The organism is Pseudomonas sp. NFIX10 (assembly GCF_900111955.1).
GTDB classification, from domain to species: Bacteria; Pseudomonadota; Gammaproteobacteria; order Pseudomonadales; family Pseudomonadaceae; genus Aquipseudomonas; species Aquipseudomonas fluorescens_AA.
In genome coordinates this window covers 126,779-142,614 of record NZ_FOKH01000011.1, presented here as the reverse complement: position 1 = coordinate 142,614, position 15,836 = coordinate 126,779, and the positions used below count along the sequence as shown (strand labels likewise).

The 15,836-nt window shown below is 63.4% G+C and carries 18 protein-coding genes; 9 read left to right on the top strand and 9 right to left on the bottom strand.

From position 1 onward, the window contains the following. Nucleotides 1-25 precede the first annotated feature (25 nt). From BM321_RS12795 to BM321_RS12780, 4 genes are read left to right on the top strand one after another with little or no spacing between them, the layout of a single operon-like run. On the top strand, nt 26-460 hold the full coding sequence (locus tag BM321_RS12795; RefSeq protein ID WP_092442752.1) for a DUF4426 domain-containing protein: 435 nt from the start codon (nt 26-28) through the stop codon (nt 458-460). After that, nucleotides 457-1,053 (top strand): RdgB/HAM1 family non-canonical purine NTP pyrophosphatase, encoded by a 597-nt coding sequence (rdgB, locus tag BM321_RS12790; protein WP_092329667.1) that lies wholly within the window; start codon nt 457-459, stop codon nt 1,051-1,053. The genes BM321_RS12795 and rdgB overlap by 4 nt, the downstream gene beginning before the upstream one ends. Next, nucleotides 1,050-2,249, top strand: a complete 1,200-nt coding sequence (gene hemW / locus BM321_RS12785) for a radical SAM family heme chaperone HemW (RefSeq protein ID WP_092442751.1) — start codon at nt 1,050-1,052, stop codon at nt 2,247-2,249. The genes rdgB and hemW overlap by 4 nt, the downstream gene beginning before the upstream one ends. 18 nt (nt 2,250-2,267) lie before the next feature. After that, nucleotides 2,268-2,591: a DUF3392 domain-containing protein gene (locus BM321_RS12780; RefSeq protein WP_060740196.1), complete on the top strand. Its 324-nt coding sequence runs from the start codon at nt 2,268-2,270 to the stop codon at nt 2,589-2,591. A 65-nt stretch (nt 2,592-2,656) separates the two neighbouring features. Here BM321_RS12780 and trmB read toward each other — a convergent pair whose 3' ends face one another. The 4 genes from trmB to BM321_RS12760 all read right to left on the bottom strand — a co-directional run bounded on the left by trmB (nt 2,657) and on the right by BM321_RS12760 (nt 4,903). Then, complete coding sequence (gene trmB / locus BM321_RS12775; RefSeq protein WP_092442750.1) at nt 2,657-3,382, bottom strand: tRNA (guanosine(46)-N7)-methyltransferase TrmB; 726 nt, start codon at nt 3,380-3,382, stop codon at nt 2,657-2,659. A 9-nt stretch (nt 3,383-3,391) separates the two neighbouring features. Beyond that, a complete protein-coding gene (locus tag BM321_RS12770; RefSeq protein WP_060740195.1) occupies nt 3,392-4,186 on the bottom strand; it encodes a thiazole synthase in 795 nt (264 codons plus the stop codon). Nucleotides 4,187-4,240: 54 nt separating this feature from the next. Then, complete coding sequence (thiS, locus tag BM321_RS12765; protein WP_175534938.1) at nt 4,241-4,441, bottom strand: sulfur carrier protein ThiS; 201 nt, start codon at nt 4,439-4,441, stop codon at nt 4,241-4,243. Between the two features lie 90 nt (nt 4,442-4,531). Then, nucleotides 4,532-4,903, bottom strand: coding sequence for a DUF423 domain-containing protein (locus BM321_RS12760; protein ID WP_072405917.1), 372 nt, complete (start codon nt 4,901-4,903; stop codon nt 4,532-4,534). Between the two features lie 73 nt (nt 4,904-4,976). On the opposite strand from BM321_RS12760, the gene mtgA reads away from it, so the two are divergent. After that, on the top strand, nt 4,977-5,699 hold the full coding sequence (gene mtgA / locus BM321_RS12755; RefSeq protein WP_092442749.1) for a monofunctional biosynthetic peptidoglycan transglycosylase: 723 nt from the start codon (nt 4,977-4,979) through the stop codon (nt 5,697-5,699). A 199-nt stretch (nt 5,700-5,898) separates the two neighbouring features. Here the strand turns inward: mtgA and rpoH are convergent, their stop codons facing one another. The 4 genes from rpoH to ftsY form a co-directional block, all read right to left on the bottom strand. Next, a complete protein-coding gene (gene rpoH / locus BM321_RS12745) occupies nt 5,899-6,753 on the bottom strand; it encodes an RNA polymerase sigma factor RpoH (RefSeq protein WP_003177476.1) in 855 nt (284 codons plus the stop codon). A gap of 113 nt (nt 6,754-6,866) precedes the next feature. Continuing rightward, the gene (ftsX, locus tag BM321_RS12740; protein WP_060740191.1) at nt 6,867-7,889 is read right to left on the bottom strand and encodes a permease-like cell division protein FtsX; all 1,023 of its coding nucleotides are present in this window, start codon (nt 7,887-7,889) and stop codon (nt 6,867-6,869) included. Beyond that, a complete protein-coding gene (ftsE, locus tag BM321_RS12735; protein WP_003177474.1) occupies nt 7,886-8,557 on the bottom strand; it encodes a cell division ATP-binding protein FtsE in 672 nt (223 codons plus the stop codon). The genes ftsX and ftsE overlap by 4 nt, the downstream gene beginning before the upstream one ends. Further along, a complete protein-coding gene (ftsY, locus tag BM321_RS12730; RefSeq protein ID WP_092442747.1) occupies nt 8,554-9,975 on the bottom strand; it encodes a signal recognition particle-docking protein FtsY in 1,422 nt (473 codons plus the stop codon). Before ftsY ends, ftsE begins: the two co-directional genes overlap by 4 nt. 344 nt (nt 9,976-10,319) lie before the next feature. Here ftsY and BM321_RS12725 point away from each other — a divergent pair, with 344 nt between their 5' ends. Genes BM321_RS12725 through BM321_RS12710 form a run of 4 tightly spaced genes read left to right on the top strand, consistent with a single transcriptional unit; the run spans nt 10,320 to nt 14,799 of the window. Beyond that, complete coding sequence (locus tag BM321_RS12725; protein WP_092170700.1) at nt 10,320-11,675, top strand: M16 family metallopeptidase; 1,356 nt, start codon at nt 10,320-10,322, stop codon at nt 11,673-11,675. Continuing rightward, complete coding sequence (locus tag BM321_RS12720; protein ID WP_092442746.1) at nt 11,668-13,158, top strand: M16 family metallopeptidase; 1,491 nt, start codon at nt 11,668-11,670, stop codon at nt 13,156-13,158. The genes BM321_RS12725 and BM321_RS12720 overlap by 8 nt, the downstream gene beginning before the upstream one ends. Next, entirely contained in the window at nt 13,158-13,769 is a 612-nt protein-coding gene (gene rsmD / locus BM321_RS12715) for a 16S rRNA (guanine(966)-N(2))-methyltransferase RsmD (RefSeq protein ID WP_092258273.1), read from the top strand. Before BM321_RS12720 ends, rsmD begins: the two co-directional genes overlap by 1 nt. Before the next feature lie 31 nt (nt 13,770-13,800). Continuing rightward, the gene (locus BM321_RS12710; protein WP_092329833.1) at nt 13,801-14,799 is read left to right on the top strand and encodes a hydrolase; all 999 of its coding nucleotides are present in this window, start codon (nt 13,801-13,803) and stop codon (nt 14,797-14,799) included. A gap of 176 nt (nt 14,800-14,975) precedes the next feature. Here the strand turns inward: BM321_RS12710 and BM321_RS12705 are convergent, their stop codons facing one another. Continuing rightward, entirely contained in the window at nt 14,976-15,830 is an 855-nt protein-coding gene (locus BM321_RS12705; RefSeq protein ID WP_092442745.1) for a sulfurtransferase, read from the bottom strand. Between the last annotated feature and the right edge of the window lie 6 nt (nt 15,831-15,836).

The window sequence follows — 15,836 nt, the reverse complement described above, 5'->3', positions numbered from 1 at the left end:
GCCCCGGCCTCACCAGGAGCACGACATGAAACGTCTAGCATTGTTTCTCATCACCGCTTGCCTGAGCGTCGGCGCCATGGCCGCCGACGTCATCAAGGGCGAGCGCAAGGAAGTGTTCGGTGATATCACCGTGCACTACAACACCTTCAATTCCACCTTCCTGACGCCGGACATCGCCAAGGCTGCCGAGCTGATTCGCAGCAAGAACCAAGGTGTGATCAATGTCTCGGTGATCAAAAACGGCAAGCCATTGATCGCCGACGTCAGCGGCACGGTAAAGGACCTGACCAGCAAGGCAGTCCCCCTCCCCTTCCGCCAGGTCACCGAACAAGGCGCGATCTATTACATTGCCCAGTATCCAGTGGACCAACAGGAAACCCGCACCTTCGAGATCAAGGTGAAAACCGGCGACAAGATCAACACCCTCAACTTCAACCAGGAACTGTTCCCGGGCCAATGATGAACCTCACCCAACTCGTACTGGCCAGCCACAACGCCGGCAAACTCAAGGAACTGCAGGCCATGCTCGGCGGGTCGGTGCAGTTGCGCTCGATTGGCGAGTTCAGCCAGGTGGAGCCGGAAGAGACCGGCCTGTCGTTCGTCGAGAACGCCATCCTCAAGGCCCGCAATGCCGCGCGTATTTCGGGCCTGCCGGCGCTGGCCGACGATTCCGGGTTGGCCGTGGACTTCTTGGGCGGTGCACCAGGCATTTATTCGGCCCGTTACGCTGACGGCAAAGGTGACGCGGCGAACAACGCCAAGCTGCTCGACGCCCTCAAGGACGTGCCCGAAGCCGAGCGCGGCGCGCAGTTCGTCTGTGTGCTGGCCCTGGTACGCCACGCCGACGATCCGCTGCCGATCCTCTGCGAAGGCCTGTGGCACGGGCGCATTCTCACCCAAGCCAGCGGCGAGCACGGTTTTGGCTACGATCCGTTATTCTGGGTACCGGAGCGCGATTGCTCCAGCGCCGAGCTGGGGCCGGTGGAAAAGAACCAACTGAGCCACCGCGCCCGCGCCATGGCCCTGCTGCGTCAACGCCTGGGCCTGCAATGATCGATGACGCTCCCGCACCGCTGATCCATGGCGGTGTACAAACGCCCCGGGCGCCACTGCCGGTGTTGCCGCCCCTGGCGTTGTACGTCCACATCCCGTGGTGCGTGCGCAAATGCCCGTATTGCGACTTCAACTCCCACACCGCCAGCCCGCAGCTGCCGGAGGAGGAATACGTCGATGCTTTGCTGGCCGATCTCGACCAGGATCTGCACGCGGCCCATGGTCGCCCGCTGAGCTCGATCTTTTTCGGGGGCGGCACCCCGAGCCTGTTCAGCGCCCAGGCCCTGGGCCGATTGCTCGAGGGGGTCGAGGCGCGGATACCGTTCGCCCAGGACATCGAAATCACCCTGGAAGCCAACCCCGGCACATTCGAGCAAGAAAAATTCGTCGCTTACCGGGCCTTGGGCATCAACCGCCTGTCCATCGGCATCCAGAGTTTCCAGCAGGCCAAGCTCGAAGCCCTGGGGCGCATCCATAACGGTGACGAAGCGGTACGCGCCGCCGGCATGGCCCGCCAGGCCGGGTTCGACAACTTCAACCTGGACCTGATGCACGGGCTGCCCGACCAGTCCCTCGACGACGCCTTGAGCGACCTGCGCCAGGCCATTGCCTTGAAGCCGACCCACGTGTCCTGGTACCAGTTGACGCTGGAACCGAACACGGTGTTCTGGAATCAGCCGCCGACCCTGCCCGAAGACGACACGCTGTGGGATATCCAGGAAGCCGGGCAGGCCTTGCTGGCCGAACACGGCTACGTCCAATACGAAGTCTCGGCCTACGCCCAGCCCGGTCGGGCGGCGCGGCATAACCTCAACTACTGGAGCTTCGGCGACTTCATCGGCATCGGCGCCGGCGCCCACGGCAAGCTCAGCTATCCGGACGGGCGCATCGTGCGCACCTGGAAGACCCGACTGCCCAAGGACTATCTCAATCCGGCCAAAAGCTTCCAGGCTGGCGAGAAAACCCTGGCCAATGAAGAACTGCCGTTCGAGTTCCTGATGAACGCCCTGCGCCTGACCGCAGGCGTGGACGCGCGGCTGTACCCGGAACGCACCGGGTTGCCCCTGCAAAGCCTGGCCGAAGGCCGGCGCGAGGCCGAACAAAGCGGGTTGTTGCAGGTCGAACCGACACGTCTGGCGGCCACCGAGCGCGGACAGCTGTTTCTCAATGACTTGCTGCAGACATTTCTGAGCTGATCAACACAAGGAAATCGAATGGATCTGGTACTCGACCTGCTGGCCACCGTGTCCCGCTGGAGCCGCAGCAACCTGTCGGAAATCTCCCTGGCATTGGTAGGCTGCCTGCTGGTGCTGTTTGGTGCCGACATCAAGGGCTGGGTCGACCAACGCCTGGGCAGCATCGCCGGCGCCTTGCGCGTCCCCTTGATCGCCCTGCTGTGCATGATCGGCAGCGGTGCCGCGCTGATCTATGCCACGCCATGGATCGTCAGGGGCTTGAGCCAGTTCAACAACTACAGCCTGGCGCCGGTGTTGTTGGTGGTGCTGGTGTTGATTGGCGTGGTGGCGGATCGGCGCTGATTTCGACCATCACACAAAACAAATGTGGGAGCAAGCTCGCTCCCACAGTTTTTACCGCCTGATGCTTACGCCACCTTCTCGAACTTCAAATCCCAAACCCCATGCCCAAGCCGTTCGCCACGGCGCTCGAACTTGGTGATCGGCCGTTCGGCCGGACGGGGCACGCACTTGCCGTCTTCGGCCAGGTTGCGATAACCCGGGGCGACGTTCATCACTTCCAGCATGTACTCGGCGTAGGGCTCCCAGTCGGTGGCCATGTGCAGCACACCGCCGACCTTCAACTTGCTGCGCACCAGTTCAGCGAACGACGCCTGGACGATACGGCGCTTGTGGTGCCGGCTTTTGTGCCAAGGATCCGGGAAGAACAGCATCAGCCGGTCGAGACTGTTGTCGGACACGCAGCGGTTGAGCACTTCGATGGCGTCGCAATCATAGACCCGCAGGTTGGTCAGCCCTTGGGTCAACACGCCGTTGAGCAGCGCACCGACGCCGGGACGGTGGACTTCCACCCCGATGAAATCCTGCTCCGGCGAAGCGGCGGCCATTTCCAGCAACGAGTGGCCCATGCCGAAGCCGATTTCCAGCGAGCGCGGGGCCGAGCGGCCGAACACCTGGTCAAAATCCACCGGCGCATCGGCCAGGGGCAGGACAAACAGCGGCGCGCCCTGCTCCAGGCCGCGCTGCTGGCCTTCGGTCATGCGCCCGGCGCGCATCACGAAACTCTTGATGCGGCGGTGCTGGCGCTCTTCGCCTTCTTCCGGCAGGACCGGCGTGTCGTTCAATTCAGTCATCAATGGCTCTTACTTGATCAGACCATCCAGCGGCGAGGAGGCGCTGGCGTAGAGTTTTTTCGGCATGCGGCCGGCCAGGTACGCCAGGCGACCGGCGACGATGGCGTGCTTCATGGCTTCGGCCATCAGGACTGGCTGCTGGGCGTGGGCGATGGCCGAGTTCATCAGCACCGCTTCGCAACCCAGCTCCATGGCGATAGTGGCGTCGGAGGCGGTGCCGACACCGGCATCCACCAACACCGGGATCTTGGCTTCTTCCAGGATGATCTGCAGGTTGTACGGGTTGCAGATCCCCAGGCCAGTGCCGATCAGGCCGGCCAGCGGCATGACCGCGATGCAGCCGATTTCCGCCAGTTGACGGGCAATGATCGGGTCATCGCTGGTGTAGACCATCACGTCGAAACCTTCCTTGACCAGGGTTTCGGCGGCCTTGAGGGTTTCGATCACGTTGGGGAACAGGGTTTTCTGGTCCGCCAGCACTTCCAGCTTCACCAGGTTGTGGCCATCGAGCAGTTCACGGGCCAGGCGGCAGGTGCGCACGGCCTCGATGGCGTCGAAGCAACCGGCGGTGTTCGGCAGGATGGTGTAGCGATCCGGCGGCAGGATATCCAGCAGGTTCGGTTCGCCCGGGTTCTGGCCGATGTTGGTCCGGCGCACGGCGACGGTCACGATCTCGGCGCCCGAGGCCTCGATGGCCAGGCGGGTTTCTTCCATGTCGCGGTATTTGCCGGTGCCTACCAGCAAGCGCGACTGGTAGGTACGACCGGCCAGGACGAAGGGCTTGTCGCTACGAACGATGCTCATGGGAAATCCTCTGTTGGGGTGAGGTTCTTGCGAAATGCTGCGAAACCGAGGCGACTAGCCGCCACCGATGGCGTGGACCACTTCGACCGAATCGCCGTCGTTCAACGTGGTTTCGGCGTGCTGGCTGCGCGGGACGATATCCAGATTGAGCTCCACCGCGACGCGACGTCCAGCGAGTTCCAGACGGATCAGCAGGGCCGCAACGGTTTCACCGTCGGGCAGTTCAAGGGGTTCGCCGTTCAACTGAATGCGCATGCCGGATGCCGCCATCATTTTTAGGGGCTGGCATTCTAGCCCGATCAGTCAGGGCGACCCAAGCCATTCGTCATGAAATGGACTGCCCGGTCAGCCCAGCCGCCAGGCGGCAAGCCCCAGGCACAGCCAACCGATCAGGAACGCCACGCCGCCCAACGGGGTGATGATGCCCAGCTTGCTGATGCCGGTCAGGGTCAACAGATACAGGCTGCCGGAGAACAACAGGATGCCGATGACAAAGGAGATCCCGGCCCAGGTGACGATACGACCGGGAATGTGCGTGGCCAGCAGCGCAACGCCCAGCAACGCCAGGGTGTGCACCAGTTGGTAGGTGACGCCGGTGTGGAAAATCGCCAGGTAATCGGCGCTCAGGCGATTTTTCAGGCCATGGGCGGCAAATGCCCCCAGCGCCACGCCCGTGAAACCGAAAAAAGCCGCCAGCATCAGAAAGCTACGCAACATGGGAACTCCAGTCAGACTCGGTGGACAGGGTCTGTATAATGGCCCGCTCGACGGGTTCGGCCAAGCCATCTCTATGCTGCGTTTATTGTTTCGACGATTCCTTAAAGCCCTGCTCTGGTTCGCCGTCGGCAGCGTCGTGCTGGTGCTGCTGTTTCGCGTGGTGCCACCGCCGTTCACCGCGCTGATGATCGAGCGTAAGGTTGAATCCTGGTTCGGCGGTGAGCCGATCGACCTGCAACGCACCTGGCAGCCTTGGGAGCGGATTTCCGACAGCCTCAAGGTGGCGGTGATCGCGGGGGAAGATCAGAAATTCCCCGAGCACTGGGGCTTCGACATTAGCGCGATCCAGGCCGCCTTCGCTCACAATGGGCGTGGCGGTTCGATTCGCGGCGCCAGCACCCTCAGCCAGCAAGTGTCCAAGAACCTGTTCCTGTGGTCGGGCCGCAGCTGGCTGCGCAAAGGTCTGGAGGCCTGGTTCACCGCGCTGATCGAAGTGCTCTGGCCCAAGCAGCGAATCCTTGAGGTGTACCTCAACAGCGTCGAGTGGGATGACGGTGTGTTCGGGGCGGAAGCAGCAGCACGCCATCACTTCCACACCAGCGCCGATGCCTTGTCCCGGCAACAGGCCAGCCTGCTGGCAGCGGTATTGCCCAACCCGCGGAAATGGAGCGCCAGCCGACCGAGCCCCTATGTGCTACGGCGGGCGGGCTGGATTCGCCAGCAGATGAGCCAGCTGGGGGGCGACAGCTACCTGCTGGAGCTCGATCATTCGCGGCGGGTGCCTTGGGCGCAATAGCCACCCGCTTTATGATCGTCCCCACGCTCCGCGTGGGAATGCAGCACGGGACGCTCCGCGTCCCAAAGCGTGACGCGGAGCGTCACAGGATGCGTTCCCACGCAGAGCGTGGGAACGATCACATCAGGGGTTTTGCCCACACAAACAAAAACGCCCCGATCATCGCTGATCGGGGCGTTTTTATGGCTGCTATCGCAGATCAAGCAGCAATCGACACCTTGAGCTTGTTCATCGCGCTCTTCTCGAGCTGGCGAATCCGCTCGGCCGACACGTTGTACTTCTGCGCCAGGTCGTGCAGCGTGGCTTTTTCCTCGGCCAGCCAGCGCTGGTAGAGGATGTCGCGGCTGCGTTCGTCCAGCACTTCCAGGGCTTCGTGCAGGTTGGTGTTGGAGTTGTCGCTCCAGTCGGCGTCTTCCAGTTGACGCGCCGGGTCATACCGGTGGTCTTCCAGGTAGTTGGCCGGCGATTGGAAAGCGCTGTCGTCGTCCGCTTCGGCGGCCGGGTCGAAGGCCATGTCATGGCCGGTCAGGCGGCTTTCCATCTCGCGCACTTCCCGGGGTTCGACGCCCAGGCTTTCAGCCACGCGGTGGACTTCTTCGTTGTTCAGCCAGGCCAGACGCTTCTTCTGGCTGCGCAGGTTGAAGAACAGCTTGCGCTGGGCCTTGGTGGTCGCGACTTTCACGATGCGCCAGTTGCGCAGGATGAACTCGTGGATTTCCGCCTTGATCCAGTGCACGGCGAACGACACCAGGCGCACACCCATTTCCGGGTTGAAGCGCTTGACCGCCTTCATCAGGCCGACGTTGCCTTCCTGGATCAGGTCGGCCTGGGCCAGCCCGTAGCCGGAATAGCTGCGGGCGATATGTACGACAAAACGCAGGTGGGCGAGCACCATCTGCCGAGCCGCCTCAAGATCCTGCTCATAATAGAGACTCTCGGCCAGTTCACGCTCCTGCTCGGGCGTCAGCAAGGGGATGCTGTTCACCGTGTGCACATAGGCCTCCAGGTTCGCACCCGGGACCAGAGCATAAGCAGGTTGCAAAGAAGTGGTCATACGAAAAAACCTCCGACTCACATAACTCGTGCAGTTCAGCACTGCGAAAATTGACCGGGAACCCTAAGACAAGTTCCCACAAAAACCGAAAGGTCAATACGCGCAAAAAAACACTATTTTGGCGCAAGCTCACGCAAGTGGCGTGCGACCGCAATCCATGCACCGATATAACCCAACAGCACCGCGCCAAGCAAGAGCGACAGACCGTCGGCGACTGGCACTCCGGCCAGCGCAAAATCACTGCCGTACAAACCGGCCAGCCCCACTACCGCATCGTTCAGCCAGTCCAGGCCAAACGCCAATACGCCCCAGGACAGAATCCCCGCACCGAAGCCATACAGCGCCCCCATATAAAGGAAGGGCCTGCGTACATAACTGTCCGTGCCGCCCACGAGTTTAATCACTTCTATCTCGGTGCGGCGATTTTCAATATGAAGACGAATGGTATTGCCTATCACCAAAAGTAATGCAGAAACCAGCAGCACCGTCAGACCGAAGACAAACCGGTCGCCGAGCTTGAGGATCGCCGCAAGACGCTCGACCCAGACTAGATCAAGTTGCGCCTGTTGTACCTTCGGCAACTCGGAAAGTCTTTGTCTTAATGCTTCAAGGGCGGGCTTGTCGACCTCGTTCGGCGTCACCAGCACTACGCCCGGCAGCGGGTTCTCCGGCAGCTCCTTGAGCGCGTCGCCCAGGCCGGACTGTTGCTGGAACTCTTCCAGCGCCTGCTCGCGGCCGATGTACTCGGCTTCGGCCACACCCGGCATCGCCTTGATCTGCTCACCCAAGGCCTGGCCTTCGGCAGGACTGGCGTCCATTTGCAGGTACAGGGAAATCTGCGCCGCGCGCTGCCAGGAGCCGCCCAGGCGCTCCACATTGTTCAGCAATAATGACAGGCCCATGGGCAGGCTCAAGGCAACCGCCATCACCATGCAGGTAAAGAAGCTGCCGATGGGCTGCTTGCCCAGGCGCCGCAGGCTGTCCAGCAGGCTGGCGCGATGGCTTTCGATCCAGGCGCGCAGCAACGTGGCGAAATCCGGGCCGTCGTCATCGTCGCGCTTTTTCTTCTGCGGCTGCGGATCGGAGGCCTTCGGGGCCACGCGTTCGGCCACTTTCGGGCTGCGAGTAGCACTCATACCCCAGCCTCCCCGTCACCAATCAGGCGTCCGCGCTGCAAGGTGAGCATGCGGTGACGCATGCGGGCGATCAGGGCCAGGTCGTGACTGGCGATCAGCACGCTGGTGCCCAGGCGGTTGATGTCTTCGAACACGCCCATGATTTCCGCCGCCAGGCGCGGGTCGAGGTTACCGGTGGGCTCGTCCGCCAGCAGCAAGGCCGGGCGATGGACGATGGCACGGGCGATGCCAACGCGCTGTTGCTGGCCGGTGGACAGGTCGCCCGGGTACAGGTCGGTCTTGTCCGACAGGGCCACGCGCTCCAGGGCCGAGTCCACACGCTTGATGATCTCGGCCTTGGACAGGCCCAGAATCTGCAACGGCAACGCCACATTGTTGAACACCGTGCGGTCGAACAGCAACTGGTGATTCTGGAACACCACGCCGATCTGCCGTCGCAGGTAGGGGATCTGGGCATTGCTGATGGTGCTCAGGTCCTGGCCGGCCAGCAGCAGTTTGCCGGTGGAAGGCCGCTCCATCGCCAGCAACAGGCGCAGCAAGGTGCTTTTACCGGCGCCGGAATGGCCGGTGACAAACAGAAACTCGCCCCGACGGACCCGAAAGCTCAGCTCATGCAAGCCGACGTGACCGTTCGGATAGCGTTTACCGACCTGCTCGAAACGAATCATGAATGCTCCCGTTCGGCAAACAGTGCCTGGACAAAGGGCTCGGCTTCAAAGGTGCGCAAGTCGTCGATGCCTTCGCCCACGCCAATGTAGCGAATGGGCAGGCCGAACTGCTTGGCCAGGGCGAAAATCACCCCGCCCTTGGCGGTGCCGTCGAGCTTGGTCAGGGCCAGCCCGGTCAGTTCGACGGTCTGGTTGAACTGCTTGGCCTGGTTGATGGCGTTCTGGCCGGTACCGGCGTCCAGGACCAGCAGCACTTCATGGGGCGCGTCGGCGTCGAGCTTGCCGATCACCCGGCGCACCTTCTTCAATTCTTCCATTAGGTTGTCTTTGGTGTGCAGGCGACCGGCGGTGTCGGCGATCAACACGTCGATGCCACGGGCCTTGGCCGCCTGCACGGCGTCGAAGATCACCGAAGCGGAGTCGGCGCCGGTGTGCTGGGCGATCACCGGGATCTTGTTGCGCTCGCCCCACACTTGCAGCTGTTCGACCGCGGCGGCGCGGAAGGTGTCGCCGGCGGCGAGCATGACTTTCTTGCCTTCGAGCTGCAGCTTCTTGGCCAGCTTGCCGATGGTGGTGGTCTTGCCGGCGCCATTGACGCCAACGACCAGGATCACGAATGGCTTGTTCTGCGAGGCGATCACCAGCGGCTTTTCCACCGGTTTGAGCAGGCTGGTCAGCTCGCCCTGTAGGGATTTGTACAGGGCGTCGGCGTCGGTCAGCTGCTTGCGCGCGACCTTCTGGGTCAGGCTCTGGATGATCACCGAGGTGGCCTCGACACCGACATCGGCGGTCAGCAGGCGGGTTTCGATGTCTTCCAGCAACTCGTCGTCGATGACTTTCCTGCCCAGGAACAGGCTGGCCATGCCTTCGCCGATGCTGGCGCTGGTCTTGGACAAGCCCTGCTTGAGGCGGGCGAAGAAGCCGACCTTGTTTTCCTCAGCGCTACGGACGGGCTCGGCTTCCGACACGGCAGGTACCGGCTCGGGGGCGGCAGGCGCAACCACGGGTGCAACGACGGCGGCTGCCGGCTCAACGAAAGCTTCGACGACTGGCGCCTCGACAACCTGTGTCGGCGCTGGAATCGGCGGGGTGATATGGGGCGCCGTTTCCTCGACCAGCGCGACGGGTTCTTCCGCCACCGGCAAGGTCAGCCAGGGCGTTTGCTCGGCGGGCGGGGTCAGCGGCTGCTCGGCTATCGGCTCGGCAACGGGCTCAGGCTCGACCGGTTGCAGCACCGGCTCGGCGATCGGCAGGACAATGGGCGCGGCTGCTTCGGCCACTGCCTCGGCGGCGGGCTCAGGCAGCGCTTGTGGCTGTTCGACGACGGTATCCTGCGGCTTCTTGCGCAGCCATCCGAACAGGCCTTTTTTCTCGCCAGCCGGGGCTGGGGTCTTCTTGTCGTCGTTGGAACCAAACATGGAGGACGGCTATCTCACGGTAGCGACGCGCCACGAGGGCGCCTCGGTGATAAATATTCAATGCTGAACAGACTGCGTTTCATCCAGCTTGTTCACGCGCAACATTTTGTCGAAGCGTGCCCAGGACGCCTCAAAGTCGATTTTTTCGAAGGACTGGTACGGCATCATCGGCGAAAACGCCGGGATCAACGAGCAAACCCAAGGTTTCTCCGCGGAACCCAGACAACCCCGGGCCGATAAAAGGCCCAATAGGCGTGGCCGCCAGTAAAACGGATCAGTATCCTAGCACCTCCTCGCCTGCCGAGGCTAAGACCTAGCAGGCAACCCAACAGGTTTAAACACGAATGAATGCTCTTGCCCGCCGCGCCGCAGGCCTGCTGCTCAGCACAGTTTGTCTGCCTCTTTCAGCCTTGGCTGCCGACCCACAACCCACCCATGAATTCACCCTCGACAACGGCCTGAAGGTCGTCGTACGCGAAGACCATCGTGCGCCGGTGGTGGTGTCCCAAGTCTGGTACAAGGTGGGTTCCAGCTACGAAACGCCAGGCCAGACCGGTTTGTCCCACGCCCTTGAGCACATGATGTTCAAGGGCAGCGAAAAAGTCGGCCCCGGCGAAGCGTCGCTGATTCTGCGCGACCTCGGTGCCGAAGAGAACGCCTTCACCAGCGACGACTTCACCGCCTACTACCAGGTGCTGGCCCGCGACCGCCTGGGCGTGGCCTTCGAACTGGAAGCCGACCGCATGGCCAGCCTGCGCCTGCCGCCGGAGGAATTCAGCCGCGAGATCGAGGTGATCAAGGAAGAGCGCCGCATGCGCACCGACGACAAGCCCATGTCCAAGGCGTACGAGCGTTTCAAGGCCATGGCTTATCCGGCCAGCGGCTACCACACGCCGACCATCGGCTGGATGGCCGACCTGGACCGGATGACCGTCGAGGAACTGCGCCACTGGTACGAGTCCTGGTACACCCCGAACAACGCGACCCTGGTGGTGGTTGGCGACGTGACGCCGGAGGAGGTCAAATCCCTGGCCCAGCGTTATTTCGGCCCGATTGCCCGGCGCGCGGTGCCGGTCGCGAAAATCCCCCTGGAACTGGCCGAACCCGGCGAACGCCAGATCACCTTGCATGTGCAGACCCAACTGCCCAGCGTGATGCTGGCCTTCAACGTGCCGAGCATCGCCACCGCGACGGACAAGGCGTCGGTCAACGCGCTGCGGCTGATCTCGGCCCTGTTGGACGGCGGCTATAGCGGCCGGATCCCGACCCAACTGGAGCGCGGCGAGGAGTTGGTGTCCGGCGGCTCGTCGAGCTACGACGCCTTCACCCGCGGCGACTCGTTGTTCACCTTGTCGGCGACGCCCAACACGCAGAAAAACAAAACCCTCGCCCAGGCAGAAGCAGGTTTGTGGCGCTTGCTCGAGCAATTGAAAACCACCGCCCCGACCGCCGAGGAACTGGAACGCGTGCGTGCCCAGGTCATCGCCGGCCTGGTGTATGAGCGCGACTCGATCACCAGCCAGGCCACCGCCATTGGCCAGCTGGAAACCGTCGGCTTGTCCTGGAAGCTGATGGACACCGAACTCGCCGAACTGCAAAGCGTGACCCCGCAAGACATCCAGAAGGCAGCCCAGCTGTATTTCACCCGCTCGCGCCTGAGCGTTGCGCACGTCCTGCCCGAGGAGAAAGCTCATGAATGAGCGCAAATCATCGCGCCTGGTGCCGATCGGCCTGGTATTGATCGCCCTGGCCGGCGCCCTGGCCTTTTACCTGTCGCCGTCCAGCGACTCCAACGCCAGCCAGGCACTGGACAAGGCCAAGTCCGGCAACAAGCTGCAATCCTTGGCCGAACTGAACGACAAGGCGCCCAGTCGGCGCCAGCTCGACGTGCAAACCTGGACAACCGCTGACGGCGCCAAGGTGCTGTTCGTCGAAGCCCGGGAATTGCCGATGTTCGACCTGCGCCTGACCTTCGCCGCCGGCAGCAGCCAGGACGGCGACGCCCCCGGCCTCGCCCTGCTGACCAACGCCATGCTCAACGAAGGCGTGGCCGGCAAGGACGTCAGCGCCATCGCCCAAGGCTTCGAAAGCCTCGGCGCGGACTTCGGCAACGGCGCCTACCGGGACATGGCCGTGGCGTCCCTGCGCAGTCTCAGCGCAGTCGACAAGCGTGAGCCGGCATTGAAGCTGTTCGCCGAAGTCGTCGGCAAACCGACCTTCCCCGCCGACTCCTTCGCCCGGATCAAGAACCAGATGCTCGCCGGGTTCGAATACCAGAAGCAGAACCCCGGCAAACTGGCGGGCCTGGAACTGATGAAGCGCCTCTACGGCGATCATCCTTACGCCCACTCCAGCGACGGCACCGCCGAGAGCATTCCACCGATCACCCTGGCCCAGGCCCGGGCGTTCCATGCCAGGGCCTATGCCGCCGGCAACGCAGTGATTGCACTGGTGGGGGACTTGTCCCGCGCCGAAGCCGAAGCGATTGCCAACCAGGTGTCCGCCGCGCTGCCCAAAGGTCCGGCCCTGGCGAAAACCCCGCCACCGGTGGAACCGAAGGCGAGCATCGGCCACATCGAGTTCCCTTCCAAGCAGACCAACCTGATGCTCGCGCAACTGGGCATCGACCGCGACGATCCGGACTATGCCGCGGTGTCCCTGGGCAACCAGATCCTCGGCGGCGGTGGCTTCGGCACGCGGCTGATGACGGAAGTCCGCGAAAAACGCGGCCTGACCTACGGCGTGTATTCCGGCTTCACGGCGATGCAAGCCCGCGGCCCGTTCATGATCAACCTGCAGACCCGTGCCGAGATGAGCGAAGGCACCTTGAAACTGGTGCAGGACGTGTTCGCCGATTACCTCAAGAACGGCCCGACCCAGAAAGAACTCGATGACGCCAAGCGTGAGTTGGCGGGCAGCTTCCCGCTGTCCACCGCCAGCAATGCCGACATCGTCGGCCAGCTCGGCGCCATGGGGTTCTATGACTTGCCGCTCAGCTACCTGGAAGACTTCATGCGCCAGTCCCAGGAACTGACGGTCGAGCAGGTCAAGGCCGCGCTGAACAAACACCTGAGTACTGACAAAATGGTCATCGTCACCGCCGGCCCGAGCGTGCCGCAAAAGCCGTTGCCGCCCCCTACTGACAAACCTGCCGAGCAGCCGCTCGGGGTTCCGGAGCACTAATGGCCCGTCCATCGAATTCCAGCAAGAAACCCGTGCACAACGGTGTGAACCAGTTGCGCATCATCGGCGGCGAATGGCGCAGCCGACGCCTGAGTTTCCCGGATGCCCCGGGGCTGCGCCCCACCCCGGACCGCGTGCGGGAAACCCTGTTCAACTGGCTCGCGCCTTATGTGGCAGGCGCCCGGGTGCTCGACCCGTTCGCCGGCAGCGGCGCGCTGTTTCTCGAGGCCCTGTCCCGTGGCGCCGCCATGGGCCAGGCGCTGGATGCCAGCAACCTGGCGGTCTCCAGCCTCAAGGAACACCTGGGCACCCTGCGTTGCACCGTCGGTCAGGTGCAGACCGCCGACGCGCTGCGCTACCTGGACAGCCAACCGGCAACGCCTTTCGACCTGGTGTTCTTGGACCCGCCTTTCAACCAGAACCTGTTGCCGACGGTCTGCGCCTTGCTCGAGGAGCGTCAGTGGCTGGCCGAGGATGCCTGGGTCTACACTGAAAGCGAGACTGCCCCGTCCAGCCTGGGCTTGCCGGGCAACTGGCGCTTGCACCGCGAGCAGAAATCCGGACGGGTGTATTACGCGTTGTGGCAGCGTTTGCCAAAGGACATTGGCTGAAGGGCTGACCAGTGCATCGAGAATAATAATGATGTCCGCCGCATCCGAACGTTTCGTCCCTGCCCCTGGCCTTGGCAACCCGCACCTGCAAACCTTGTGGGGCCCCTTGTGGCGCCAGACCACCCACATCGAGCGTCAACGCGAACGCCTGTGGCTGGAAGACGGTGATTTCCTCGACCTCGACTGGCACGGCCCCCACAGCGCCGAGGCACCGCTGGTGCTGGTGCTGCACGGGTTGACCGGCTCTTCCAACTCACCTTACGTAGCCGGGTTGCAGCAGGCGCTCGGTCGCCAGGGCTGGGCCAGCGCGGCCTTGAACTGGCGCGGCTGCTCGGGCGAGCCGAACCTGTTGCCCCGCAGCTATCACTCGGGCGTCAGCGAAGACCTGGCCGCCGCCATTACTCACTTGCGCGCCAAGCGGCCCTTGGCGCCGCTGTTTGCGGTGGGTTATTCACTGGGCGGCAATGTGTTGCTCAAGCACTTGGGAGAAGCCGGCCGCGACAGCCAGTTGCAAGGGGCGGTGGCGGTCTCGGTACCGTTTCGCCTCGACCAGTGCGCCGATCGCATCGGCCAGGGATTTTCCAAGTTCTACCAGGCGCACTTCATGCGACAGATGGTGGCCTATGTGCGCAACAAGCAACGCCAGTTCCAGCACGACGGGCGCCACGAAGGCCTGGCAACCCTGGCGGCCCTTGGCCCGCTGGAAAACATGCGCACCTTCTGGGACTTTGACGGTCGGGTGACTGCGCCGCTGCACGGGTTCTCCGATGCCGCGGACTACTACCGCCGCGCCTCCAGCCGCTATTTCATGGCGGGCATCAGCACACCGACCCTGGTCATCCAGGCTGCCGACGATCCTTTTGTGTTTCCCCACAGCCTGCCCGAACCCGGCGAGTTATCCACCTCGACCCAACTTGAACTGCACGCCCGGGGCGGACATGTCGGGTTTGTCGACGGAACCCTGCGGCGCCCGGGGTATTACCTGGAGCGGCGGATTCCCGATTGGCTGGCCAGCCTGGGGCGCGGCTGACGATTCGCAGACAACACAAACCCCCTGTGGGAGGTGTTCACCGGTTCAGCGTTCGCCAGCAATCCCCCTGTGGGAGCGAGCTTGCTCGCGATAGCGGTGGGGCAACGACATTGAAGCTGTCTGGCACACCGTCATCGCGAGCAAGCTCGCTCCCACATTGGTTTTTTGGGGATGAGCTATTCGCCCTTCGCCACGCCCCGCAGGGGATCATTGATCCATTCACTCCACGAGCCGGCGTACAGCCGCCCCAAGGGATACCCGGCCAGGCACAGGGCGAACAGGTTATGGCACGCCGTCACGCCGGAGCCGCAGTACGCCACCAGTTCGGTGGGCGAGCGCTCGCCCAGTTTTTCGGCAAAGCGTTGCTTGAGCTGGGCGGTCGGCAAGAAGCGTCCATCGGCGCCCAGGTTGTCGGTGAACGCTGCGCACTGGGCGCCCGGGATATGCCCGGCCACCGGGTCGATCGGCTCGACTTCGCCCTTGAAGCGCGGCAACGCCCGGGCATCCAGCAGGGTCATGGCCGATTCGCCGAGGCGTTGTTGCAGCGCTTGCGCATCGATCAACAAGCTCGCATCCGGCGCCCCCGTGAAAGTCCCACGACTGTGCTGCGGCGGATCCAGGCTCAAAGGCAAACCAGCGGCATGCCAGGCCTTGAGCCCACCGTCGAGGATGGACACGCCATCGCGCTTGCCCAGCCAGGCCAGCAACCACCAGGCCCGCGCGGCATAAGCGCCGGGGCCGTCGTCGTACAGCACGACGTCGCTGTCGTTATCGAGCCCCCAAGCCCTGAGGCGCTCGATCAAGGCCTCGGGCTCGGGCAGCGGATGGCGCCCGGTCACGCCTTTGGTCACCGGCCCGCTCAGATCGCGCTCAAGGTCCGCGAACGACGCCCCGGCAATGTGGCCCTCGGCATAACTGCGTTGGCCGTAATCGGGGTCTTCCAGGGCAAAACGACAGTCGAGGATGACCAGCCCGGGCCGTGATCGCCGTTGTTCGAGGGCTTCGGGGCTGATGAGTTGCGCGATGGGCATGGTGAG

What these genes read in the sequence shown, in the direction of transcription:
- ftsX (WP_060740191.1), bottom strand. Translation starts at nt 7,889, where the DNA reads ATGAGTGCTACTCGCAGCCCGAAAGTGGCCGAACGCGTGGCCCCGAAG.
- BM321_RS12770 (WP_060740195.1), bottom strand. Translation starts at nt 4,186, where the DNA reads ATGAGCATCGTTCGTAGCGACAAGCCCTTCGTCCTGGCCGGTCGTACC.
- rsmD (WP_092258273.1), top strand. Translation starts at nt 13,158, where the DNA reads ATGGCCCGTCCATCGAATTCCAGCAAGAAACCCGTGCACAACGGTGTG.
- thiS (WP_175534938.1), bottom strand. Translation starts at nt 4,441, where the DNA reads ATGCGCATTCAGTTGAACGGCGAACCCCTTGAACTGCCCGACGGTGAA.
- BM321_RS12795 (WP_092442752.1), top strand. Translation starts at nt 26, where the DNA reads ATGAAACGTCTAGCATTGTTTCTCATCACCGCTTGCCTGAGCGTCGGC.
- BM321_RS12760 (WP_072405917.1), bottom strand. Translation starts at nt 4,903, where the DNA reads ATGTTGCGTAGCTTTCTGATGCTGGCGGCTTTTTTCGGTTTCACGGGC.
- BM321_RS12780 (WP_060740196.1), top strand. Translation starts at nt 2,268, where the DNA reads ATGGATCTGGTACTCGACCTGCTGGCCACCGTGTCCCGCTGGAGCCGC.
- mtgA (WP_092442749.1), top strand. Translation starts at nt 4,977, where the DNA reads ATGCTGCGTTTATTGTTTCGACGATTCCTTAAAGCCCTGCTCTGGTTC.
- trmB (WP_092442750.1), bottom strand. Translation starts at nt 3,382, where the DNA reads ATGACTGAATTGAACGACACGCCGGTCCTGCCGGAAGAAGGCGAAGAG.
- BM321_RS12710 (WP_092329833.1), top strand. Translation starts at nt 13,801, where the DNA reads ATGTCCGCCGCATCCGAACGTTTCGTCCCTGCCCCTGGCCTTGGCAAC.
- BM321_RS12705 (WP_092442745.1), bottom strand. Translation starts at nt 15,830, where the DNA reads ATGCCCATCGCGCAACTCATCAGCCCCGAAGCCCTCGAACAACGGCGA.
- ftsY (WP_092442747.1), bottom strand. Translation starts at nt 9,975, where the DNA reads ATGTTTGGTTCCAACGACGACAAGAAGACCCCAGCCCCGGCTGGCGAG.
- BM321_RS12720 (WP_092442746.1), top strand. Translation starts at nt 11,668, where the DNA reads ATGAATGAGCGCAAATCATCGCGCCTGGTGCCGATCGGCCTGGTATTG.
- BM321_RS12725 (WP_092170700.1), top strand. Translation starts at nt 10,320, where the DNA reads ATGAATGCTCTTGCCCGCCGCGCCGCAGGCCTGCTGCTCAGCACAGTT.
- rdgB (WP_092329667.1), top strand. Translation starts at nt 457, where the DNA reads ATGATGAACCTCACCCAACTCGTACTGGCCAGCCACAACGCCGGCAAA.
- hemW (WP_092442751.1), top strand. Translation starts at nt 1,050, where the DNA reads ATGATCGATGACGCTCCCGCACCGCTGATCCATGGCGGTGTACAAACG.
- ftsE (WP_003177474.1), bottom strand. Translation starts at nt 8,557, where the DNA reads ATGATTCGTTTCGAGCAGGTCGGTAAACGCTATCCGAACGGTCACGTC.
- rpoH (WP_003177476.1), bottom strand. Translation starts at nt 6,753, where the DNA reads ATGACCACTTCTTTGCAACCTGCTTATGCTCTGGTCCCGGGTGCGAAC.